The following is a 23,485-nucleotide window of genomic DNA, read 5'->3' as shown; positions in this document are numbered from 1 at the left end:
AACACCTCTTTTTCAACTTCCTTTTGGCTTCGATGAACTGAAGCAACCTGCTGCCGAAAACTGCGTAACTCGTTGTTTACCAAGGAGTTTTCCGTTTCGACTGCGCCGGAAGTGGGGCGAATTATAGACACCTCAGATCTGCCGTCAACAGCTATTTTCACAATCCTGTCATAAATGTCAAAAAAGCCCCGCAAACAAAAAGGCCGACCCAATGGGTCGGCCTTCTGCGTCCTTCTACTTACAAGCTAGGGAACGCGAATTGCGAAGCCTCATGGCTCGCACGCTGCGGCCAGCGCTGCGTAATGGCCTTGCGGCGAGTGTAGAAACGCACACCATCCGGGCCATAGGCATGCAGGTCGCCGAACAGCGAACGCTTCCAGCCGCCAAAGCTGTGGTAAGCGACCGGTACCGGCAGCGGTACGTTGACGCCGACCATGCCGACTTCGATCTCGTCGCAGAACAACCGCGCCGCTTCACCGTCACGGGTGAAGATGCAGGTGCCGTTGCCATATTCGTGATCGTTGATCAACTGCATGGCTTCTTCCAGGCTGTTGACCCGAACCACGCACAGCACCGGCCCGAAGATCTCTTCTTTATAGATACGCATCTCTGGCGTGACGTTGTCGAACAGGCAACCACCCAGGAAGAAGCCTTCCTCGTGACCAGCCACGGTCAGGCCACGGCCGTCCACGACCAGTGTCGCGCCGGCGGCCACGCCATCTTCTACATAACCACTGACCTTGTCGCGAGCCTGGCCAGTGACCAGAGGCCCCATGTCCAGACCGCAAGAAGTACCCGCGCCGATTTTCAGCGCCTGGATTTGCGGAACCAGTTTGGCCACCAACGCATCGGCCACCTGATCACCCACGCACACGGCCACCGAGATCGCCATGCAACGCTCGCCGCAGGAACCGTAGGCCGCGCCCATCAGTGCGCTGACGGCGTTGTCCAGGTCCGCATCCGGCATCAGCACGGCGTGGTTCTTCGCACCACCCAGGGCCTGAACGCGCTTGCCGCGCTTGGTGCCTTCGGAGTAGATGTACTCGGCAATCGGCGTCGAACCAACAAAGCTCAGCGCCTTGACTTCCGGCGCTTCGATCAATGCGTCCACCGCAGTCTTGTCACCGTGCACCACACTCAACACGCCTTTCGGCAGGCCGGCTTCGATCAACAGTTGAGCAATCAGCAGTGTCGAGCTTGGATCACGCTCGGACGGCTTGAGGATGAAGCAGTTGCCGCAGACGATCGCCAGCGGGTACATCCACAACGGCACCATGGCCGGGAAGTTGAACGGCGTGATGCCGGCCACTACGCCCAGCGGCTGGAAGTCAGACCAGGCATCGATGTTCGGGCCAACGTTACGGCTGTATTCGCCCTTGAGGATTTCCGGAGCCGCGCAAGCGAACTCGACGTTCTCGATACCGCGCTTCAATTCACCGGCAGCATCTTCCAGGGTCTTGCCGTGCTCTTCGCTGATCAATTGCGAGATACGCGCTTCGTTCTGCTCCAGCAGTTGCTTGAAGCGGAACATCACCTGGGCACGCTTGGCCGGCGGCGTATTGCGCCAGGCAGGGAATGCAGCCTTGGCAGCGTCGATGGCGCTCTGGATGGTTTCGCGGGTCGCCAGTGGCAACTTGTGGATAGCCTGGCCAGTCGACGGGTTGAACACATCAACCGCGCGACCGTTCTCGGTCACCAGTTCGCCATTGATCAAATGCGGAATAACGCTCATGGAAGCTCCTGAAAAGTTGTCCACAGGCGCCCGTTCCCGAGCGCCCGTTGTTTATAGGTATATAGAAGGAGAAATCAGTCGATCTTGCTCAGCACTTCGCCGACCGCGTCGAACAGACGATCCAGGTCTTGCGGCTTGCTGTTGAAGGTTGGGCCGAACTGCAGAGTGTCGCCGCCGAAGCGTACGTAGAACCCGGCTTTCCACAGCGCCATGCCCGCTTCGAACGGACGCACGATGGCGTCGCCGTCACGTGGAGCGATCTGGATCGCGCCGGCCAGGCCGAAGTTGCGGATGTCGATGATGTTCTTGGTGCCCTTCAGGCCATGCAGCGCGTTTTCGAAGTGCGGTGCGACTTCGGCCACGCTCTGCACCAGGTTTTCCTTTTGCAGCAGGTCGAGTGCTGCCAGGCCCGCGGCGCAAGCCACCGGGTGCGCGGAATAGGTGTAGCCGTGAGGGAATTCCACCGCGTATTCAGGCGTCGGCTGATTCATGAAGGTCTGGTAGATCTCGGAGCTGGCAATCACTGCGCCCATCGGGATCGCGCCGTTGGTGACTTGCTTGGCGATACACATCAGGTCCGGGGTCACGCCGAAGGTGGTGGCGCCGAACATGGTGCCGGTACGGCCGAAACCGGTGATCACTTCGTCGAACACCAGCAGGATATTGTGCTGGTCGCAGATTTCACGCAGACGCTTGAGGTAACCCTGTGGTGGAACCAGCACGCCAGCGGAACCGGCCAATGGCTCGACGAACACAGCGGCGATGTTCGATGCATCGTGCAGTTCGATCAGCTTCAGCAGTTCGTCAGCCAGGGCGATACCGCCCTGCTCCGGCATGCCACGGGAGTAAGCGTTGCTTGCCAGCAAAGTGTGCGGCAGGTGGTCGACATCCATCATCGCCTGACCGAACAGCTTGCGGTTGCCGTTCACGCCACCGAGGCTGGTACCGGCGATGTTCACACCGTGGTAACCACGGGCACGGCCGATCATTTTGGTCTTGGTCGACTGGCCTTTCAGACGCCAGTAGGCGCGGACCATCTTCACGGCGGTATCAGCACACTCAGAGCCCGAGTCGGTGAAGAACACGTGGTTCAGGTTGCCCGGGGTCAGGTCGGTGATTTTCTCAGCCAGCTGGAACGACAGCGGGTGGCCGTATTGGAAGGCTGGCGAGTAATCGAGCGTGCCCAGTTGCTTGGCGACCGCTTCCTGGATTTCCTTGCGGGTGTGGCCGGCGCCGCAGGTCCACAGACCGGACAGCGAGTCATAAACCTTGCGGCCCTTGTCATCGATCAGCCAGCTGCCTTCGGCGCCAACGATCAGGCGAGGGTCGCGCTGAAAGTTACGGTTGGCGGTGTAAGGCATCCAGTGAGCATCGAGCTTCAGTTGGCTAGCCAGGGAAGTCGGGGCGTTTTCAGGCAAGTTCATGGGCAAAACCTCGCAAGGCAATAAGCGGCGTAAGGATTGAAAACCGTTGTTGCAGCTAAATTGCCACGGAGATAAAGTCGGTGAAATGCAACTCTTCTAATGTTCAGTCAGCCAACTACTAAACTTTGAGTAATCGTATGAGCACTCGCCGTCCCGATCCGCTGGCCCAGGTCAGCGACTTTGATATTCGCCTGCTGCGGATCTTTCGCAGTGTGGTGGAATGCGGCGGTTTCTCCGCGGCGGAGACCGTGCTGGGGATTGGTCGCTCGGCGATCAGCCAGCAGATGAGCGATCTGGAGCAACGCCTCGGTCTGCGCCTGTGCCAACGGGGACGTGCCGGGTTCTCCCTGACCGAAGAAGGTCGCGAGGTCTATCAATCGGCGTTGCAGTTGTTAAGTGCGCTGGAAAGCTTCCGCACCGAGGTCAATGGCCTGCACCAGCACTTGCGCGGCGAATTGATCATCGGCTTGACGGACAACCTGGTCACCCTGCCCCACATGCGCATCACCCACGCCCTCGCGCAATTGAAGGAACGCGGCCCGGACGTGCAGATCCAGATCCGCATGATCGCGCCTAATGAAGTCGAACAAGGCGTGCTCGACGGCCGCCTGCACGTCGGCGTGGTGCCTCAGGCCAGCGCATTGTCGGGGCTGGAGTATCAACCGCTGTATAGCGAACGTTCGCTGTTGTACTGCGCGGTCGGCCATCCGCTGTTTTATGTCGACGATAAACAACTGGACGACGAACGCCTGAACAGCCAGGACGCCATCGCACCGACCTTCCGTTTGCCAGCGGAGATCCAGGCTCACTACCAGGCGCTCAATTGCACCGCCAGCGCCTCGGACCGCGAAGGCATGGCGTTCCTGATCCTGACCGGACGCTACATCGGCTACCTGCCGGATCACTATGCGAGTCTTTGGGTGCAGCAAGGCCGGTTGCGAGCGTTGAAAGCGAAAACTCGGTTCTATGACCTGAGCCTGGCGTCGGTTACCCGCAAGGGCCGTCGCCCGCACCTGGTGCTGGAGAGTTTTCTCGAGAGCCTGGCCGCGACACGTTGAAAACTGTGGGAGCGGGCTTGCTCGCGAAGAGGCCGTGTCAGTCGATATCTGCATAGCTGACACACCGCCTTCGCGAGCAACCCCGCTCCCACAGTAGATTGCGGTGCAGTGTTTTATTGTGTGAGGCCTTGTCTGGAGCCGGTGGGTACGTTATCAACACACTCGCCGTCCCACCCACCAGTTCGGAAGTGCTTATGACCTTTGAAGTCCCAGCCCACGGCGGTAAACCCGTCAGCCGCATTCGTCAGAAAAACGAAGAGACCATCATCAAAGCCGCCGAAGACGAGTTCGCCCGTCACGGGTACAAAGGCACGAGCATGAACACCATTGCCCAGAATGCCGGGCTGCCCAAGGCGAACCTGCATTACTACTTCACCAACAAGCTTGGTTTGTACGTGGCGGTGCTGAGCAACATCATCGAGCTGTGGGACAGCACCTTCAACACCCTCACCGCCGAGGACGATCCGAGCGAAGCCTTGACCCGTTACATCCGTGCGAAAATGGAGTTTTCTCGACGCCAACCGCAAGCCTCGCGGATTTTCGCCATGGAAGTCATCAGCGGCGGAGTGTGCCTGACCGAATACTTCAACCAGGATTACCGTACCTGGTTCCAGGGCCGTGCGGGCGTGTTCCAGGCCTGGATCGACGCCGGTAAAATGGACCCGATCGACCCGGTACACTTGATCTTCCTGTTGTGGGGCAGCACCCAGCACTACGCCGACTTCGCCACGCAGATCTGCCGCGTCACCGGGCGTACCAGGTTGACCAAACAGGACATGGAAGACGCCGGGGACAACCTGATCCGTATCATTCTCAAGGGCTGCGGCCTGAAACCTGCCATCTAAGTAGCCATTCAGGTACGTATGCCATTTACCCTCAGCGGTTTTTGCGAATACAGCGAAGAGATTCGCAAAAGCCGCTTCATCACCTTCGCCGCGCCGATTGCCAGCCCGGCCGAGGCCCAGGCGTTCATTGAACAGCACAGTGACTTGAATGCCTCGCACAACTGCTGGGCGTGGAAACTCGGCGATCATTACCGCAGCACCGATGATGGCGAGCCCGGTGGTACGGCCGGCCGGCCGATTCTGGCAGCAATAGAGGCACAGGATTGCGATCAGGTCGCGGTGCTGGTGATTCGCTGGTATGGCGGCATCCAACTGGGCACCGGCGGGCTCGCCCGGGCCTATGGCGGCGGGGCAAACAAATGCCTGCAAGCGGCGCCAAAGATCGAGCTGATCAGCCGGGTACCGCTGCGCTGCGCTTGCGGATTTGCCGAGTTGGCCCTGGTCAAGCTGAGGGTGACGCAGGCAGGCGGCTTGGTTGTGGATGAAACCTTCACCGCCAATGGTGTCGAGCTGCAGTTGGCCGTAGGCGAGGCGCAGATCGCTGCCTTGCAGTCACAACTGGCCGATTTGAGTCGCGGGCGCATTTTGCTGCAGCGCTAAAGACTTCAGCACAGGCTGCGATCTTTTGGGGCACGGCACTTTTTCACATATTCCATATTTGCCCACATCTGCTGTGCACCCGGCTGTGGATAACCTGAGCACATACCGCTGTAACCCTTCTGTCATGCGGCTTTGCGGACTTTGCTCAATTTTCGTCCAATCCGCCATCACGCGCATCAAATTCAAACAAAAACAAACAGTTACGACGGTTTAGCACCTTTAGAAGAAAGCCACACAGTGCTTATGCCCGTGCCTTGAGCTTGCACACAAATACTGTGGAGCAATCTGTGGATAACCCGTTCATGGCCTTCGCCGCGCCATGTACGACATGGCTCTTGGTCGATTGCTCATTTTTTGACCAAAAGCGCGCGGGCAAAATCAGGGCTTGATTCGCGGCATTGCTCCCATGTGGTGCCCGGTTCCGTGCGACCCATTTGAAAGTGGCGCACTCAACGCCTCGGCTCACGGGACTTGGAGATTTTCCTGACCTAGTGGCCAGAAAATTGCTTTATCCACAGGCACAAGTCCAACAGCACCGAGCCTGTCATGCCCAATCCCGCTCCAGTCCAAGATCCGATTGCGCGCCTGCAACTGCGCAGAATCACCAAACGCTACCCCGGTTGCCTGGCCAACGATGCCATCGACCTGACCATTGCCCCTGGCGAGATCCATGCCCTGCTCGGCGAAAACGGCGCGGGCAAAAGTACGCTGATGAAGATCATCTACGGCGTCACTCACGCCGATTCGGGCGAGGTGATCTGGCAAGGTCAACGGGTGAGCCTGCGTAACCCGGCCCAGGCGCGGGGTTTGGGAATCGGCATGGTGTTCCAGCACTTCTCGTTGTTCGAAACCCTGAGCGTGGCGCAGAACATCGCCTTGGCCATGGGCGCGGCGGCAGGCACACCCAGACAGCTTGAGCCGAAGATTCGCGAGGTGTCCCGGCGCTACGGCATGGCGCTGGAACCGGAACGACTTGTCCACAGCCTGTCGATTGGCGAGCGGCAACGGGTGGAAATCATTCGCTGCCTGATGCAGGACATCCGCCTGCTGATTCTCGATGAACCGACTTCGGTGTTGACGCCGCAAGAGGCCGACGACTTGTTCGTCACCCTGCGCCGGCTCGCCGCCGAAGGTTGCAGCGTTTTGTTCATCAGCCACAAACTTGGGGAGGTCCGCGCGTTGTGCCACAGCGCAACCGTTTTACGCGGCGGTCGGGTGGCCGGGCATTGCGTGCCGGCCGAGTGTTCGGATCAGCAACTGGCGCGTTTGATGGTCGGTGAGTCGGCGGAGTTGATCGCCGATTATCCGAAGGTGGCAGGGACTGCCGCATTCCTCAACGTGGACAACTTGTCCTGGCACAACCCGGACCCGTTCGGCTGCTCGCTCAAGGGCATCAACCTTGAGGTGCGCAGTGGGGAAATCGTCGGCATCGCCGGCGTGGCGGGCAATGGCCAGGATGAATTGCTGGCCCTGCTCAGCGGCGAACAACGCTTGTCGCGACACGACGGCGCAACGATTCGCTTTGGCCGCGAGGCGGTCGCCCATTTGCGCCCCGACGCCCGTCGCGAACGAGGCCTGGCGTTTGTCCCGGCCGAACGCCTGGGCCATGGTGCGGTGCCGGAATTGAGCCTGGCAGACAACGCGCTATTGACCGCTTTCCAGCAAGGGCTGCTGAGTAACGGCCTGATCCAGCGCAGCAAAGTCACCGCGCTGGCCGAGGAGATCATCCGTCGATTCGGTGTAAAGACGCCCGATAGCCAGACCCCAGCCCGCAGCCTGTCCGGCGGCAACTTGCAGAAATTCATCCTCGGCCGGGAAATCCTCCAGCAACCGAAACTGCTGGTGGCCGCGCATCCAACCTGGGGCGTGGATGTCGGTGCAGCCGCCACGATTCATCGCGCGTTGATTGCCTTGCGCGATGCCGGTGCGGCGATCCTGGTGATTTCCGAAGACCTCGACGAACTGTTCCAGATCAGCGACCGCCTCGGCGCTTTGTGCGGCGGTCGGCTTTCGGCGCTCCACGCCACCGTCGATACACGCCTGAGCGATGTCGGCGGCTGGATGGCCGGCCAGTTCGATACCCCTCAACCTCTCGCATCCGCCACGCGCTAACGGAGTGTCACATGCTGCTTTCTCTTGAACCCCGTGGCCAGCAATCGCGCCTGATGCTGTGGTGCTCGCCGTTGCTGGCGGCTGCACTGACCCTGGGCTGTGGATCACTGTTGTTTATCGCGCTCGGGCACGACCCGTTGCTGACCTTGCACACCTTGCTGATCGCTCCGGTCAGCGATCTGTATGGCGTCTCCGAATTGTTGGTCAAAGCCCTGCCGATTCTGCTCTGCGCCCTGGGCCTGGCGGTGGCCTATCAGGCACGTATCTGGAACATCGGCGCCGAAGGTCAACTGCTGCTCGGCGCGTTGGCCGGCAGTGCGCTGGCGGTGAACATCATCGGCATGCAAAGCCGCTGGGCGCTGGTGGCGATTCTGCTCACCGGCACCCTGGCCGGCGCCGCGTGGGCCGGCCTGACGGCGTGGTTGCGCACGCGCTTCAACGCCAATGAAATCCTGACCAGCATCATGCTCAACTACATCGCCCTGAACCTTCTGCTGTATTGCGTGCACGGTCCGCTGAAAGACCTGGAAGGTTTCAACTTTCCTCAATCGGCGATGTTCGGCGACGCCAGCCGCTTGCCACTGTTGATGGAGGATGGCCGGGTTCACGCCGGGGTGTATTTCGCCCTGCTCGCGTTGGTGGCGGTGTGGGTGTTGTTACAGAAAAGCTTTGTCGGTTTCCAGATCAAAGTGCTCGGGCTGGACAAGCGCGCAGCCGGTTTCGTCGGCTTTCGCGAGAAGCGCCTGATCTGGCTCGCGTTGTTGATCAGCGGTGGCCTGGCGGGGCTGGCCGGCGTGTGCGAGGTCACCGGGCCCATCGGCCAGTTGGTACCGCAGGTTTCGCCGGGCTACGGCTATGCGGCGATCACCGTGGCGTTTCTCGGCCGCCTCAATCCCGTCGGCATCCTGTTTTCCAGCCTGTTGATGGCGTTGTTGTACATCGGCGGCGAGAGCGCACAAATGAGCCTGAACCTGCCGCAAGCCATCACCCAATTGTTCCAGGGCATGATGCTGTTTTTCCTGCTCGCCAGTGATGTGCTGATTCTCTATCGCCCCCGCCTGAACCTGCGCTGGACCCGCCGCGCACAAGCCACCGCTGTACACGCAGGAGCGCTGTGATGGATATCGATCTGCTGAGCAATATTTTCTACGCCATGATCCGCTGCGGTACGCCGCTGTTGCTGGTGGCGCTGGGCGAACTGATCTGCGAGAAAAGCGGCGTTCTCAATCTGGGCCAGGAAGGCATGATGCTGTTTGGCGCGGTGATCGGTTTCATCGTCGCGTTCAGCACCGGCAATCTGTGGCTCGGCGTGTTGCTGGCGATGTTCGCCGGGATGCTGTTGTCGTCCCTCTTTGCGTTGGTGGCGCTGGTGTTCAACGCCAATCAGGTGGCCACCGGGCTGGCCCTGACGATTTTCGGCGTGGGCCTGTCGACTTTTGTCGGTGCGGCATGGGTCGGCAAACCACTGGCCGGTTTCGAGCCGATGGCGATTGCGTATTTGAGTGAGATCCCGCTGATCGGACGAATGCTGTTTGCCCAGGACCTGCTGGTGTATCTGTCGTTCGCATTGTTTGCACTGGTGGCCTGGGTGGTGTTGAAAAGTCGCGTAGGGCTGATCATCCAGGCGGTCGGGGAAAACCCGGATGCGGCCAGCGCCATGGGCTTGCCAGTGTTGGCGGTGCGGACCCTGGCGGTGTTGTTCGGCGGTGCGATGGCAGGGTTGGCCGGGGCTTATCTGTCCCTGGCGTACACGCCGATGTGGGCGGAAAACATGAGCGCCGGGCGCGGCTGGATTGCCCTGGCGCTGGTGGTGTTTGCCAGTTGGCGGGTGTGGCGTCTGCTGCTCGGCGCGTACCTGTTCGGGCTCGCCAGCATACTGCACCTGGTGGCGCAGGGGTTGGGGCTGGCGATTCCGTCGAGTCTGCTGGCGATGTTGCCGTATGTCGCGACCATTGTGGTGTTGGTGCTGTTGTCCCGGGATGCGCTGCGCACGCGGTTGTATGCACCGGTGTCGTTGGGGCAGCCGTGGCAGGCTGGGCATTAGGGGTTGTCGGGGCGGGCCTCTTCGCGAGCAAGCCCGCTCCCACATTTGACCGGGTTCACCCCCATCCAATGTGGGAGCGGGCTTGCTCGCGAAGGCGTCCGAACAGGCAACACCTGAGCTACGCCCCACGCCAATTCAAACACCAGAAAAACCACCAGCAACGAACTCGCGCCATGAACCAGGGCATAAGCCTGCCAGGCCAAGAAAAGGAATCTGGCCACTGCGTCATACCGCCCATAAACCTGCTGCGGATCACGAATCCGCAGTACCGACCACACGCAGACAATCGACCCCAGCAGTTTCGCCATCAACATGTGCACCGGTTCGAACGGTGGCAACTCGCCGGGCAAGCTCAACGCCTGGCTCACACCCGTCAAAACCCCATGCAACGCCGCAAAACTCCACGGCGTGACAAACGCCATCGTCACGATCAAGTCATACCAGGCACTGCCTTGTACCAACCGGCGATATTGCGCTGTAGTCCACATCGTCATTGCTCCATCAATTCAGGGAGCAACAAGGCTAAAGCCTGGAGTATGCTCCAGGGTCAAGCCCCCTCGAGACGTCATGATGCGCATCGGTGAACTCGCCCAGGCCAGCGCCGTCAGCCGCGACACGCTGCGCTTTTACGAGCAGCGCGGATTGATTGCGGCGCAACGCAGCGCCAACGGGTATCGCGACTATCCGCCAGACATGGTGCAACTGGTGCAGTACATCAAGACCGCTCAACGGCTGGGCTTTACCCTCGGCGAAATCGGCAACAGCGTGGCGACAATCTGGCAGTCGTCCGATCCGGACAACGCCGTCACGCTATTGCTGCAAGACAAGCTCAAACTGATCGAAGCCCGCATGGCCGAACTCGGCGCACTGCGCGATGAGTTGCAACAACGGCTCGGGCAACAGTGTCCATTGAATCCACGACTCTGAATTTTCAAGGAAGCCAATCATGTCCAAGGCAAAAAACGCGCTCATCATCGGCGCCTCCCGAGGGCTTGGCCTCGGGCTGGTGAAAACCCTGCTGGCCGACGGCTGGCAAGTCACCGCCACCGTGCGTGACCCGCAAAAGGCCGAAGCCTTGCAGGCATTGGGCAAGGTGCGGATCGAAAAGCTCGACATGGACGATCAACAGGCCGTCATCGCCCTGACACAACAACTCAAGGGCGAGGTGTTTGACCTGTTGTTCGTCAATGCCGGGGTCAAGGGGCCGGATGTCCAGACGCCGAACGGTGGCGCGACAATGGCTGAAATCGGTCAGCTGTTTTTCACCAACGCCGTGGCGCCGATCAACCTGGCCCAGCGTTTAGTCGAGCAACTGCGCCCGGACACCGGCGTGCTGGCGTTCATGAGTTCGGTGTTGGGCAGCGTGACCATGCCCGATGCGCCGGAGTTGGCGCTGTACAAGGCCAGCAAGGCGGCGCTGAACTCCATGACCAACAGCTTCGTCACGCAATTGGGCGAAACCGGTCTCACCGTGCTGTCGCTGCACCCGGGCTGGGTGAAAACCGATATGGGTGGTGAAGGTGCGGACATCGATGTGGAAACCAGCACTCGAGGCCTGATTGATCAGGTAAACGCGTTTGTCGGCAAGGGTGGGCACCATTTCATCAATTACCGGGGTGAAACCATTCCCTGGTAATCACCACCGCCCCTTGTAGGAGCTGGCTTGCCAGCGATGGTGTATCAGCTGCATCGGCGTCGACTGACACTCCATCGCTGGCAAGCCAGCTCCTACAGAGGGTTGCATCTGCCTGTCGGGCCGGGCTTGCCCGCCAGAGCATTTTGATCGACACTGCGCACCTCGCCTCCCCGGCGAACCTGGATCAGCAGACAGGGCAACACTGAGCTGGCAACCCTGAACCCAACTTTCAGAGGAGCCGGCCAACATGCCTGCGACCCGTATCTGGTTAAAAAACCCCCTCGCCATTTTCACCTCCAACGGTCTCGATGCCCGTGGCGGCCTGGTGCTGCAAGACGGTTTGATCGTCGAAGTGCTCGGTGCCGGCCAGCAACCCTCCGCACCGTGCAATGAAGTGTTCGATGCCCGCGAGCATGTGATCCTGCCGGGCCTGATCAACACCCACCACCACTTTTACCAAACCCTGACCCGCGCCTGGGCGCCGGTGGTCAATCAGCCGCTGTTCCCGTGGCTGAAAACCCTGTACCCGGTCTGGGCACGCCTGACCCCGGAAAAACTCGCCCTCGCCACCAAAGTCGCCTTGGCCGAGTTGCTACTGTCCGGTTGCACTACCGCCGCCGACCACCACTACCTGTTCCCGGAAGGCCTGGAAAACGCGATCGACGTGCAAGTCGAGAGCGTTCGCGAACTGGGCATGCGCGCCATGCTGACCCGCGGCTCCATGAGCCTCGGTGAAAAGGACGGTGGCCTGCCGCCGCAACAGACCGTGCAGGAAGGCGAAGTGATCCTCGCCGACAGCCAACGGTTGATCGCCGAGTACCACGAACGCGGGGACGGCGCGCAAATCCAGATCGCCCTGGCACCGTGCTCGCCGTTCTCGGTAACCCCGGAAATCATGTCGGCCAGTGCCGAACTGGCGAACAAACTTGACGTGCGCCTGCACACCCACCTGGCCGAAACCCTCGACGAAGAAGATTTCTGCCTGCAACGCTTCGGCCTGCGCACCGTGGACTATCTGGACAGTGTCGGCTGGCTCGGCCCGCGTACCTGGCTGGCCCACGGCATCCACTTCAACCCGGACGAGATCGCCCGCCTCGGCGCCGCCGGCACCGGTATTTGCCATTGCCCGAGCTCGAACATGCGCCTGGCCTCGGGCATTTGCCCGAGCATCGAGCTGACCGACGCCGGTGCCTTGCTCGGCTTGGGCGTGGACGGTTCGGCCTCCAACGATGCTTCGAACATGATGCTCGAAGCGCGTCAGGCCCTGTACATCCAGCGCCTGCGCTACGGCGCCGAGAAGATCACCCCGGAGCGCGTACTCGGCTGGGCGACCAAAGGTTCGGCCAGCCTGTTGGGGCGTACCGATATCGGTGAATTGGCGGTGGGCAAGCAGGCCGACCTGGCCCTGTTCAAGCTGGACGAACTGCGCTTCTCCGGCAGCCATGATCCGGTCTCGGCGTTGCTGCTGTGTGGTGCTGATCGCGCGGACCGGGTGATGATCGGCGGCAAGTGGCGAGTGATCGATGGTCAGGTCGAAGGGCTGGACCTGAAGGGCTTGATTGCCGATCACAGCCAGGCGGCTCGACAGTTGATCGCCGGGACCTGATACAACACCGATTAAAACTGTAGGAGCGAGCCTGCTCGCGATGGACGACAACGATAACGCGGGAAACCTGATTCATCTCGGCGCTCTCAGGTTTTTCGCGAGCAGGCTCGCTCCTACAGTGGTTTTGTGGAGGGTTCAAAGTCCGAGCAAGGACAACATGATGAACGTCGCAAACAGCACAAAGTGAGTCATGCCTTCGATGGCATTGGTTTCGCCGTCGTTGAGGTTGATCGCGCTGACGATCAGGGTGAGAAACACCATCACGGTCTGCACCGGGGTCATGGCCATCTGGAATGGCTGACCGGTATAAAGCGCCATCGCTTCCATCACCGGCACCGTCAGGATCACCGTCGACAGCGACGCGCCCATGGCGATGTTGACCACCGACTGCATGCGGTTGGCCAGCGCCGCGCGCAACGCGGTCAATATTTCTGGCGCCGCGGATATCGCCGCCACCAGGATCGCCGTGATCACCGGCGGTGCCCCCGTCCCTTCCAGCCCCAGGTCGAGGGTCTTGGACATCACTTCGGCGAGTGCGCCAATAACCACTACACCAAACCCCAGGGTCCCGATGCTCAATACCAGATTGATCGGCTGCGGCTCTTCGCTGGGAGTTTTCTTGCGGCGTTTATCCGGGTAGCTGTAACTGAAAAAATAGCTGTGCGGTCCTACCTGCATGCGCAGGAACAACGCATACAGCATCACCATCGCACCGATGGTAAACGCCGAATAGAGCTTCCAGTCGGCTTCGGGAATGAATTCCGGCACCACCATCGACACGCCCATCGCCGTGAGGATCATCGCACTATAACTGCGCGCCGAATCGTCGTTATAGGACTGTTCGCCGTGCTTGAGCCCGCCCATCAACGCCGCGAGACCAAGGATACCGTTGATGTCGAGCATCACCGCCGAGTAGATCGTGTCGCGTACCAGCGTGGCCGAGGCTTCGTTGCTCATCATGATCGCCAGGATCACCACTTCCACCAACACCGCGGCCAGGGTCAGGATCATCGTGCCGTAGGGATCACCCACCTTTTCCGCCAGCAACTCAGCCTGATGGGCAACGCGCATGGAGGCGGCGACGATGAAGGCGATCAGCACCAGCCCGCTCACCAGCGCGACGACCTGGCCGCTGTGCAGCATCCAGTGCTCCAGCGGATAAGCCACGCACACGGCGATCAACGCCAACAGCAGGTAACTTTCTTGCTTGAGGGTGGTGAGCATGGCGAGCCTTTTGCCGAGTGGATCCGATGAGCTACTGACTGCGGGGTGGCGTTAACGGTTCGTTTTACCTTAGCGCACCACGGGCAGGCAGGAAGGTGCATCGGCGCACCGGAGTGTGTCATCGCTGGCAAGCCAGCTCCTACAAAAGCCGGATCACCGCTCCCCTGTAGGAGCTGGCTTGCCAGCGATGGCGTACTCCCTGCCGCCACAAAACCTGAAACCTGCCCCTTTGTTGTCCTGTTGGTCAGCAATTTGCATTGCCCTGTGCAAGCCCGAGAGCCCAGCCAACCTCACAACAAAATGGAGTTTCAATTCATGCACAACCGTCCGTTGAAGAAGCTGCTTTGCGCCGTTGCGGCGGCCATTGGTTTGAGCGCCAGCCTGACGGCCGTAGCCGCCGACCCGCTGAAAGTCGGCTTCGTCTATATCGGCCCGATCGGCGACCACGGCTGGACGTATCAGCATGAACAGGGGCGCAAGGAACTCGCGGAAAAGTTCGGTCCGCAGATAACCACCAACTATGTGGAAAACGTTGCCGAAGGCGCCGACGCCGAGCGGGTGATCCGCAACATGGCCAAGGACAAATACGACCTGATCTTCACCACGTCCTTCGGCTACATGAACCCCACCGTGAAAGTCGCCAAACAGTTTCCCAAGGTGACCTTCGAACACGCAACCGGCTACAAGCAGGACAAGAACCTCGGCACTTACCTGGCGCGCACTTACGAGGGCCGCTACGTCGGCGGCTTCCTCGCGGCGAAGATGACCAAGACCAAAAAGATCGGCTACGTCGCCTCATTCCCGATCCCGGAAGTGATCCGCGACATCAACGCCATCCAACTGGCCCTGAACAAGTACAACCCCGGCACCGAGATCAAGGTGGTGTGGGTCAACTCCTGGTTCGATCCGGGCAAGGAAGCGGATGCCGCCAACGCCCTGATCGATCAGGGCGTGGACGTAGTATTCCAGCACACCGACAGCCCGGCGCCGATCCAGGCGGCCGAACGTCGCGGCGTGTATGCGGTGGGCTACGCTTCGGACATGGCGCACTTCGGGCCGAAAGCGGTGCTGACCTCCATCGTCAATGACTGGGGCCCGCACTACATTCAGGCAGCCCAAAGCGTGATCGACCATGACTGGAAACCCCAAGACTACTGGGGCGGCTTGAAGGAAGGCACCGTTGAACTGCCGATCAGCGACCTGGTGCCGACGACGGTCAAGGGCGAAGCCGAGCAGATCATCGCCGACATCAAGAGCGGTGCGCTGCAGCCGTTCACCGGGCCGATCAAGGATCAGGCCGGCGTCGAGAAAGTCCCGGCCGGCGTGAGCGCGACCACGGCGGAACTGGCGTCGATGAATTACTACGTGGAAGGCATGAAGGCCGAAATACCGAAGTAACTCCTCCGTCACAACACAACCCCCCTGTGGGAGCGGGCTTGCTCGCGAAGGCGTCTGCAAATTCAACAGTGATGTTGGCTGACACACCGCTTTCGCGAGCAAGCCCGCTCCCACATTGGATCTCCAGCGTTCTTAAGGATTGCGCATGAACAGCCTTCCGATCATCGACATCGCCCCGCTCTCCAGCGACGACCAGCGCGCCTGGCAAACTGTCGCCAATCAAATCGACCTCGCCTGCCGCGAATGGGGCTTCTTCTACATCAAGGGCCACCCGATCAGCCCTGCGCGAATCGACGAACTACTCGACAGCGCCAAACGCTTCTTCGCCCAACCCACCGCCGAAAAACTCAAGATCGACATCACCCAGACCCGTCACCATCGCGGTTACGGCGCCATTGCCACCGAGCAACTCGACCCGAGCAAGCCCAGCGACCTCAAGGAAACCTTCGACATGGGCCTGCACCTGCCGGCCGACCACCCTGAGGTACTGGCGGAGAAACCCTTGCGCGGTCCCAATCGCCATCCCTCCATGCCCGGCTGGGAAGCGCTGATGGAGCAACACTACGTCGACATGCAAGCCCTCGCGCAAACGCTGTTGCGGGCAATGACCATGGCGCTGGGAATTGAACGCGACTTCTTCGACACTCGCTTCATTGACCCGGTCAGTGTGTTGCGGATGATCCATTACCCGCCGCGCCACACCGCCAGCTCCACCGAGCAGCAAGGCGCCGGCGCCCACACTGATTACGGCTGCATCACCCTGCTTTATCAGGACGCCGCCGGTGGCTTGCAGGTACGCAATGTAAAAGGTGAGTGGATCGACGCGCCGCCTATCGAAGGTACGTTCGTGGTCAATCTCGGCGACATGATGGCGCGCTGGAGCAACGACCGTTATCTCTCGACGCCGCACCGGGTCATCAGTCCGCTCGGCGTGGATCGTTATTCGATGCCATTCTTCGCCGAGCCGCACCCGCAAACCCGCATCGAATGCCTGCCCGGTTGTCAGGATGAATTGCACCCGGCGAAATACCCGGCCACCACCTGCGCCGAGTTCCTGCTCTCGCGCTTCGCCGATACCTACGCCTATCGACGGGAACAGGAAGCGGTGTGATGAACCGCCTGGTCAGGTTTTACCAATTGTTGCGGCAAGCCTCTGTAGAATGGCGACCATTGCACCTGATGAGAAAAGAATCATGTATGACTGGCTGAACGCCCTGCCCAAGGCAGAACTGCACCTGCACCTGGAAGGCTCGCTGGAACCCGAGCTGTTGTTCACCCTGGCCGAGCGCAACAAGATTGCCTTGCCATGGAACGACGTCGAAACCTTGCGCAAGGCGTATGCCTTCAACAACCTGCAGGAGTTCCTCGACCTGTATTACCGGGGTGCCGATGTGCTGCGCACGTCCCAGGATTTCTATGACCTGACCTGGGCGTACCTGCTGCGCTGCAAAGAGCAGAACGTGATTCACACCGAACCATTCTTCGACCCGCAGACCCACACCGACCGTGGCATCCCGTTCGAAGTGGTGCTCAACGGCATCGCCGCCGCGCTGAAGGATGGCGAGCAGCAACTGGGCATCACCAGTGGTTTGATCCTGAGCTTCCTGCGCCACCTGAGCGAAGACGAAGCACAGAAAACCCTCGACCAGGCGCTGCCGTTCCGCGATGCGTTCGTCGCCGTGGGCCTGGACAGCTCCGAGATGGGTCACCCGCCGAGCAAGTTCCAGCGCGTGTTCGACCGTGCCCGTCACGAAGGCTTCCTGACCGTCGCCCACGCCGGTGAAGAAGGCCCGCCCGAGTACATCTGGGAGGCCATCGACCTGCTGAAGATCCAGCGCATCGACCATGGCGTGCGCGCCATCGAAGACGAACGCCTGATGCAGCGAATCATCGACGAACAGATCCCTCTGACCGTGTGCCCGTTGTCGAACACCAAGCTTTGCGTGTTCGACCACATGTCCCAGCACAACATTCTCGACATGCTGGAGCGCGGCGTGAAAGTGACCGTGAACTCCGATGACCCGGCGTACTTCGGCGGTTATGTCACCGAGAACTTCCATGCGCTGCACACCCACCTGGGCATGACCCAGGACCAGGCCAAACGCCTGGCGCAGAACAGCCTCGATGCACGGTTGGTAAAGCCCTAAGCAACACCGCAAAACCAACTGTAGGAGCTGGCTTGCCAGCTCCTACAGATTGGGTGTTTGGCCAAAGGTTCTACAGCGCCATTTCCAGTTCGGCCTCCTTGGCAAAGCGATGTATCTCGCGCTGCCCGGAGGCTGTCACCTGCAAGGCTCGGGAGTCGTTGGGCAGGGTCAGCCACCCCGACTGCATGAACAGCTGCAACAATGCCGCGCCCAGTGAGCCGCCCAAGTGCGGGCGTCTTTCGCTCCAGTCCGGGCACGCGCAGGCCACCTTTCCGTTGTGATGAGCCAAGGCCTGGATGAACACGCCCCGTGCCGCCAACTCTGTCGCGCCCTTGAGCGTAACCGTGACCCGCTGATCAGAATGTTCGATCCAGCCTGCCTCCAGCAGTCGCTGATACAGATCTGCCGACAGGGTGCCCCCCAGGTGATCGTCACACAGCCGGGCACTCAGCAATGACGAACGCACCGCCCGGGGTTTGACCAGAGGTGCATTGCGCTTGAATACGTCCGGAATATCCTGGGGGGCGCTGGCGAAGGTCGCGCTGGCCAGTGCTTCGATTGCCGCCCCGACCTCGGGAGCGGCCAGGCGGAAGAAGCGTTTGCGGCCACGGCTTTCAACCTTCAGCAGACCTCCAGCGGACAAACGTCCCAGGTGTGCACTGGCCGAAGACGGTGACAGGCCTGCCAGCAATGCCAACTCTTCGGTTGTTCGCGCCGAACCATCCATCAAGGCCCACATCATTGCGCTGCGCTTTGGGTCAGCCAGCAATGCGGCAATCTGGCTGATGCAAGGTGCATGTTCCATGTATTCACTCCCTGTTGAATCGATTCGTCTACTGCCCAGAGAAATCTTGACCAGTAATGTGTCATCGGCCAATCCGTGGAAACTGCCATAAGCCCGACAGCGCCTTGCTCACTCATTAGCGCTGCCTGGCCGATGCTGCGAAGGCCAGAAGGGTGACCGTGCAGCCAGGCCGACTCGAACGCGGACCCGCCATTGGGGTCGACGCTACTGACATGATGAGGGAGCTAGTATATGCGGGTTGGTCGGCGGATCCTTTCCTCCGCCCGGCATAGGTGGTGATCGTTCCTGAGAGAAATTTCTCTTTTTTCGTGCGACTAATGAGCGGTATCCGAAAAGCCCGGAAATTGACTGCTCAAAAAGGCGCATCGACTGACAAGCATTTCGCGCAACAGATTCACCGGCTTACTCAATTGAGCGCGATGGGCGCACAACAGATTCAACGGTGCGCGCTCACAGAGCAGTTCCGGCATCAGCACCTTCAAGCGGCCGGCCAGCACATCGGCGCCGACATCCAGCCAGGATTTATAGGCGATCCCGGCACCGGCCACGGCCCAAAGACGCACGACATCGGCATCGTCACTGAAGCGATCGCCGCTGACGGTCAGGCTGACTTCGCGCTTGCCGTCGTGAAAACTCCAGTGATCGTGGACCCTGCTGCCGAGCATGTACAAAAGGCAATTGTGCTGTGCCAGTTGCTCCAGATGCCGAGGTTCGCCATGGCGAGCCAGATAGCCGGGAGCGGCGCACAACACCCGGCGGTTCTGCGGGGCGATGGGCAGCGCCACCAGGCTGGAGTCCTCCGGTTCACCGTAGCGCAGGGCAACGTCTACCGGTTGGCGAAACAGGTCGGCGATGCGGTCCCCCAGCAGCAGGCGCACGGTCAGTTTCGGATGCTCGCGCTGAAACTCGTCAAGCCAGGGCAGCAGCAGATTGCGGCCAAAGTCCGATGGCGCCGACAGTTGCAGAACCCCGCTGACCTGGTCCTGACCACTGGCCAGCAATCGCCGGCCCTCGTCGAGATTGCTCAGGGCCGCGCGGGCGTATTCGAGGAAGCCCTCGCCTTCGGCGGTCAGGCGCAGGCTGCGGGTCGAACGGGCCAATAGACGGGCGCCGAGTTGCTGTTCAATGCGCTTTAGCGCTGCACTGGCCACCGCCGCCGACATGTCCATGCCACGCGCGGCGGCCGACAGACTGCCCAGGTCTGCCGCCCGGACAAACAACTGCAAGTCATCGAAACGCAGCATCAGGCCACCGATTATCAAAAAAACATTGAAAGAGACTGCTCTTTTAGCCGGTTTTATCTTCAGGAGAAATAGCCAATCATCCTCCCCATCGAATCTCTTCTTTATTAGTGTTCAGGAGTCGCCCATGAAAGCCATTGCCTACTACGCCTCGTTGCCGATCAGTGACGACAACGCGCTGCAAGACATCGAACTGCCGGAACCGGTTGCCGGCCCCCGCGACTTGCTGGTGGAAGTCAAAGCCATCTCGGTCAACCCGGTGGATACCAAGGTACGCCAGAACGTCCAGCCCGAAGGCGGCGCGGCCAAGGTGTTGGGTTGGGACGTGGCCGGTGTGGTCAAGGCCGTGGGCAGTGAGGTGACGCTATTCAAGGTCGGCGACAAGGTGTTTTACGCCGGCTCCATCGCGCGGGCCGGCGGCAACAGCGAGTTGCATGTAGTGGACGAGCGCATCGTCGGCCACATGCCCAAGACCCTGGGTTTCGCCGAAGCAGCGGCCCTGCCCCTCACCGCGATCACGGCGTGGGAACTGTTGTTCGAACGCCTGCAAGTACGCGAAGGCAAAACCGATGAAGGCCAGAGCCTGTTGATCGTCGGCGCCGCGGGTGGCGTGGGTTCGATTCTCACGCAACTGGCCAAACAGCTCACCGGTCTCAAAGTCATCGGCAGCGCTTCGCGTGCACAAACCCAAAGCTGGGTGAAGGAACTGGGTGCCGACCTGGTGATCGACCATGGCCAGCCACTGAGCGAAGCACTCAAGCGTGCCGGTGTGGATCAGGTCACCCACGTCGCCAGTCTGACCCAGACCGACCAGCACCTGGACCAACTGGTCGAGGCGTTGGCCCCCCAAGGCAAGCTGGCGCTGATCGATGACCCCAAGTCGCTGGACGTGACCAAGCTCAAGCGCAAGAGCCTGTCCCTGCACTGGGAGTTCATGTACACCCGCTCGCTGTTTGAAACCGCGGACATGATCGAGCAGCACAACCTGCTCAACCGCGTCGCCGGGCTGATCGACGCCGGGACCCTCAAAACCACGGTGGGCGAACACTTCGGCACGATCAATGCCGGCAATCTGCGCCGTGCCCATGCCCTGTTGGAAAGCGGCAAAGCCAAGGGCAAGATTGTGCTTGAAGGCTTCTGAAGCGCTGAAAAACCTTCGCTGACTTCATGTTTTCCATCGGCGACCGGGTAGTTCCGGTCGCCGACAATCCCTGCCGGCACCCACGAAAATTTGTGTTTTTTTTAGTTACAAACCGTCAGTCCGACAGTTGACCCTTGTCACAATCGTGCTCGTATTCAGGACTACAATCGAATCTCCTGCGAGGCAGGCTTTTGCGTAACGTCTTTTACGAGACATCTTTTACAAAAGGAGTTCAGCTATGAAGATCCTGATAAAAGAACTGGCAAAGTCCCAGTGGCAAGTTCGCTTGGACCAACATGCTGTGACGTTTCGCAGCGAAGCAGAAGCTCGCGCCTTCACGCGCACCCTCGAAGCCCGCATCCAGGCCCCTCACCCGATTCCCATCCTCCAATCGCAGCGTGCTGCCGGCTGATTCCGGCTTCAAACCTGGGCTTGCGCCAGCGCCCGGGCATTTTGCAAACGCCGGGTGAGCATTGCTGCACTCACCACCAGAATTCCACACAGGCTGATGACCATGGCCATCGGCACGGCGCTGCCGTCGTGCAGCACGCCCACCAGCGCAGAGGCACCGGCAGCCACGCTGAATTGCAGGCAACCGAGTAGCGCCGATGCGCTGCCGGCCCGTGCGCCCTGCCCGTTCATCGCACAGGCCGCGGCGTTGGGACTGATGCAACCGAGGCTGGCGATACAGATGAACAAGGGGATCAGCAGCGGCCACAGTTGTGCCGGGTGCAGAGCGCTGACAGCGAGCAGGGTCAAACCGGCTGCCAGATAAACCCACACCGCGCGCGCCAGCAAGAACGTCGGGCCACGTTTGGCCAGTAACCGCGCATTGACCTGCGCCACCAGGATGAAGCCCGCCGCATTGACGCCGAACAGCCAGCCGAAATGCTCGGCCGCCACGCCGTAGAGCTTGATGAAGATGAAGGGTGAACCGGCGATGTAGGCAAACATCCCGGCGATGGCGATGCCGCCGGTCAAGGCATGGCCAAGAAATATTGGGTCGGCCAGCAACCGGCCGTACTGACGCAGCGCACCCGACAGCGGTTGACGCGGCATGTGGGCCGGCATGCTTTCCGGTAGTCCCATCGCAACCGCCAGCCCCGCCAGCGCACTGAAACCGGTCAAGGCCAGGAAGATCGACTGCCAGCCCGTCGTGTTGACCAACAATCCACCCAGCAATGGCGCGAGGATCGGGGCAAGCCCCATCACCAGCATCAACTGCGAAAAGACTTTTGCCGAACCGACTGCATCACACTTGTCGCTGACCACCGCCCGGGAAATCACCATCCCCGCACAGCCGCCCAACGCCTGGATGAAACGCGCGCCGATCAGCCATTCCAGGTTCGGCGCATAGGCGCACGCCACGGAGGCAAGGGTGAACAGGCCGACACCGGCGAGCAACGGAACGCGTCGCCCGAAACGATCCGCCACCGGGCCATAAAGCAGCTGGCCGATGGACAGGCCGAGGAAGTAAGCCGCCAACGTCATCTGGACGTGATTTTCATCCGTCCCGAATGCCTGAGCCATGGCCGGGAAGGCCGGCAGGTAGAAATCGATCGCCAGCGGACCGAAAGCGCTCAAGGCGCCGAGAATCAGAATGATACGGAAGTTCATCAGGCATCCAGTGAGGCAGTAGTCGGCAGGCCGACAGTCTAGCCGCGCATGGACGCCTTGAACATTCCGGTAGCTCGCTAACTATCAAATTCAGGCCAGTTTGACGCCGTAACCCTCTTCGCTGATCGCCTCGATAACCTGCTCGGCGGTCAGCGCACTTTCGACGCCGACCTCCCTCGCCGCCAGATCGACCCGCACACTCGCCGCCGGGTCCTTGGCCTGGACCGCCTGGGTGATGGCCTTGACGCAGTGGCCACAAGACATGCCTTCAACGTTGAACACTTGCATGGGATAGCTCCTTTTCCGAGGGTTGAACCCAGTTTCGAGCTTGCCACCGTGGCAAGGTCAAGTTCTGAAGTTAACTGCCGGGCTGGCAATCGACGCCGGGCTCGGCCAAGCTGCGTCCATCAATGACTCGAACTCAGGAGACTCAGCGATGCGCTGGTCAGTTTTCAGCCTGTTTGGCTTTCTCAGCCTTTTCGCCGCCGTGCCTTCGGTCAACGCCACCGGTCAGGATTATGGCGTGCTGATCATTTCTCGCGAGCGCCTGGAAGTCGCGACCAGTTGCGAAATCGGTGTGTACATCCAGGATCAGCTGGCGGCACGGTTATTTCAGGAACAGAGCACCTCGTTCAACCTGCCGCCGGGCATCGTCTCGCTGCGCCTCAAACTGCTGCCGGGCCAGGCACCGGGTTGCAACCCGGGCATGCTCGCGCCGGGGTCGCAGGACATCCAGCTCAAGGCCGGGGATGTGCTCAAGTACCGGATCGCGATGACACAGGAAGGGATGTACCTGAAACGCGCCGGCCTCGGCTACTGACACAGATCCCTGTGGGAGCGGGCTTGCTCGCGAAG

23 protein-coding genes are annotated in these 23,485 nt (G+C 60.6%); 15 read left to right on the top strand and 8 right to left on the bottom strand.

What is annotated here, in order from left to right; translation table 11 throughout:
- Positions 1–238: 238 nt before the first annotated feature.
- Entirely contained in the window at positions 239–1,732 is a 1,494-nt protein-coding gene (locus tag KGA88_RS27800) for a CoA-acylating methylmalonate-semialdehyde dehydrogenase (protein ID WP_110661513.1), read from the bottom strand.
- 74 nt (positions 1,733–1,806) lie between these two features.
- On the bottom strand, positions 1,807–3,156 hold the full coding sequence (locus KGA88_RS27795) for an aspartate aminotransferase family protein (RefSeq protein ID WP_056725210.1): 1,350 nt from the start codon (positions 3,154–3,156) through the stop codon (positions 1,807–1,809).
- Between the two features lie 137 nt (positions 3,157–3,293).
- Here KGA88_RS27795 and KGA88_RS27790 point away from each other — a divergent pair, with 137 nt between their 5' ends.
- The 6 genes from KGA88_RS27790 (at position 3,294) to KGA88_RS27765 (ending at position 9,815) form a co-directional block, all read left to right on the top strand.
- Positions 3,294–4,214 (top strand): LysR family transcriptional regulator, encoded by a 921-nt coding sequence (locus KGA88_RS27790; protein ID WP_007971880.1) that lies wholly within the window; start codon positions 3,294–3,296, stop codon positions 4,212–4,214.
- A gap of 194 nt (positions 4,215–4,408) precedes the next feature.
- On the top strand, positions 4,409–5,059 hold the full coding sequence (locus KGA88_RS27785; protein WP_223595714.1) for a TetR/AcrR family transcriptional regulator: 651 nt from the start codon (positions 4,409–4,411) through the stop codon (positions 5,057–5,059).
- 18 nt (positions 5,060–5,077) lie between these two features.
- Positions 5,078–5,659, top strand: coding sequence for an IMPACT family protein (locus KGA88_RS27780; protein ID WP_110661517.1), 582 nt, complete (start codon positions 5,078–5,080; stop codon positions 5,657–5,659).
- Between the two features lie 546 nt (positions 5,660–6,205).
- Positions 6,206–7,771, top strand: a complete 1,566-nt coding sequence (locus KGA88_RS27775) for an ABC transporter ATP-binding protein (RefSeq protein ID WP_110661519.1) — start codon at positions 6,206–6,208, stop codon at positions 7,769–7,771.
- Between the two features lie 11 nt (positions 7,772–7,782).
- Positions 7,783–8,889 carry an ABC transporter permease gene (locus tag KGA88_RS27770; RefSeq protein ID WP_223595712.1) on the top strand — a complete coding sequence of 369 codons (1,107 nt, stop codon included), beginning with the start codon at positions 7,783–7,785 and terminating at the stop codon, positions 8,887–8,889.
- Complete coding sequence (locus tag KGA88_RS27765) at positions 8,889–9,815, top strand: ABC transporter permease (protein ID WP_223595709.1); 927 nt, start codon at positions 8,889–8,891, stop codon at positions 9,813–9,815. The genes KGA88_RS27770 and KGA88_RS27765 overlap by 1 nt, the downstream gene beginning before the upstream one ends.
- Here the strand turns inward: KGA88_RS27765 and KGA88_RS27760 are convergent.
- On the bottom strand, positions 9,812–10,303 hold the full coding sequence (locus KGA88_RS27760; protein WP_223595707.1) for a hypothetical protein: 492 nt from the start codon (positions 10,301–10,303) through the stop codon (positions 9,812–9,814). The two genes, KGA88_RS27765 and KGA88_RS27760, sit on opposite strands and share 4 nt — an antisense overlap.
- 82 nt (positions 10,304–10,385) lie before the next feature.
- On the opposite strand from KGA88_RS27760, the gene KGA88_RS27755 reads away from it, so the two are divergent.
- From KGA88_RS27755 to KGA88_RS27745, 3 genes are all read left to right on the top strand, one after another.
- Positions 10,386–10,742, top strand: a complete 357-nt coding sequence (locus KGA88_RS27755; RefSeq protein WP_223595716.1) for a MerR family transcriptional regulator — start codon at positions 10,386–10,388, stop codon at positions 10,740–10,742.
- A gap of 19 nt (positions 10,743–10,761) precedes the next feature.
- Entirely contained in the window at positions 10,762–11,451 is a 690-nt protein-coding gene (locus tag KGA88_RS27750; RefSeq protein ID WP_223595706.1) for an SDR family oxidoreductase, read from the top strand.
- 247 nt (positions 11,452–11,698) lie between these two features.
- Entirely contained in the window at positions 11,699–13,057 is a 1,359-nt protein-coding gene (locus tag KGA88_RS27745; protein WP_223595697.1) for an 8-oxoguanine deaminase, read from the top strand.
- Between the two features lie 135 nt (positions 13,058–13,192).
- Here KGA88_RS27745 and KGA88_RS27740 read toward each other — a convergent pair whose 3' ends face one another.
- The gene (locus KGA88_RS27740) at positions 13,193–14,281 is read right to left on the bottom strand and encodes a calcium:proton antiporter (RefSeq protein WP_223595688.1); all 1,089 of its coding nucleotides are present in this window, start codon (positions 14,279–14,281) and stop codon (positions 13,193–13,195) included.
- Positions 14,282–14,596: 315 nt separating this feature from the next.
- On the opposite strand from KGA88_RS27740, the gene KGA88_RS27735 reads away from it, so the two are divergent.
- The 3 genes from KGA88_RS27735 to KGA88_RS27725 all read left to right on the top strand — a co-directional run bounded on the left by KGA88_RS27735 (position 14,597) and on the right by KGA88_RS27725 (position 17,826).
- Entirely contained in the window at positions 14,597–15,679 is a 1,083-nt protein-coding gene (locus KGA88_RS27735; RefSeq protein ID WP_223595686.1) for a BMP family ABC transporter substrate-binding protein, read from the top strand.
- Positions 15,680–15,824: 145 nt separating this feature from the next.
- The gene (locus KGA88_RS27730; protein WP_110660471.1) at positions 15,825–16,790 is read left to right on the top strand and encodes a 2-oxoglutarate and iron-dependent oxygenase domain-containing protein; all 966 of its coding nucleotides are present in this window, start codon (positions 15,825–15,827) and stop codon (positions 16,788–16,790) included.
- Between the two features lie 82 nt (positions 16,791–16,872).
- Positions 16,873–17,826, top strand: coding sequence for an adenosine deaminase (locus KGA88_RS27725; RefSeq protein ID WP_223595684.1), 954 nt, complete (start codon positions 16,873–16,875; stop codon positions 17,824–17,826).
- 70 nt (positions 17,827–17,896) lie between these two features.
- On the opposite strand, the gene KGA88_RS27720 is transcribed toward KGA88_RS27725, so the two are convergent.
- A complete protein-coding gene (locus KGA88_RS27720) occupies positions 17,897–18,631 on the bottom strand; it encodes an ArsR/SmtB family transcription factor (RefSeq protein WP_110660469.1) in 735 nt (244 codons plus the stop codon).
- Between the two features lie 314 nt (positions 18,632–18,945).
- The gene (locus tag KGA88_RS27715) at positions 18,946–19,875 is read right to left on the bottom strand and encodes a LysR family transcriptional regulator (RefSeq protein WP_110660475.1); all 930 of its coding nucleotides are present in this window, start codon (positions 19,873–19,875) and stop codon (positions 18,946–18,948) included.
- Positions 19,876–19,999: 124 nt separating this feature from the next.
- Here KGA88_RS27715 and KGA88_RS27710 point away from each other — a divergent pair, with 124 nt between their 5' ends.
- Positions 20,000–21,013, top strand: a complete 1,014-nt coding sequence (locus tag KGA88_RS27710; RefSeq protein WP_110660468.1) for a zinc-binding alcohol dehydrogenase family protein — start codon at positions 20,000–20,002, stop codon at positions 21,011–21,013.
- 238 nt (positions 21,014–21,251) lie between these two features.
- The gene (locus tag KGA88_RS27705; protein WP_181432068.1) at positions 21,252–21,425 is read left to right on the top strand and encodes a hypothetical protein; all 174 of its coding nucleotides are present in this window, start codon (positions 21,252–21,254) and stop codon (positions 21,423–21,425) included.
- Positions 21,426–21,433: 8 nt separating this feature from the next.
- Here KGA88_RS27705 and KGA88_RS27700 read toward each other — a convergent pair whose 3' ends face one another.
- Positions 21,434–22,630 (bottom strand): multidrug effflux MFS transporter, encoded by a 1,197-nt coding sequence (locus tag KGA88_RS27700; protein WP_223595682.1) that lies wholly within the window; start codon positions 22,628–22,630, stop codon positions 21,434–21,436.
- Between the two features lie 90 nt (positions 22,631–22,720).
- On the bottom strand, positions 22,721–22,918 hold the full coding sequence (locus KGA88_RS27695; RefSeq protein WP_046043755.1) for a cation transporter: 198 nt from the start codon (positions 22,916–22,918) through the stop codon (positions 22,721–22,723).
- Positions 22,919–23,066: 148 nt separating this feature from the next.
- On the opposite strand from KGA88_RS27695, the gene KGA88_RS27690 reads away from it, so the two are divergent.
- Positions 23,067–23,450, top strand: coding sequence for a hypothetical protein (locus tag KGA88_RS27690; RefSeq protein WP_110663360.1), 384 nt, complete (start codon positions 23,067–23,069; stop codon positions 23,448–23,450).
- Positions 23,451–23,485 lie beyond the last annotated feature (35 nt).

The organism is Pseudomonas sp. A-R-19 (assembly GCF_019956575.1).
GTDB lineage: Bacteria > Pseudomonadota > Gammaproteobacteria > Pseudomonadales > Pseudomonadaceae > Aquipseudomonas.
Note: the sequence above shows the minus strand (reverse complement) of the source record. Positions and strands in the feature narration are given on the sequence as shown.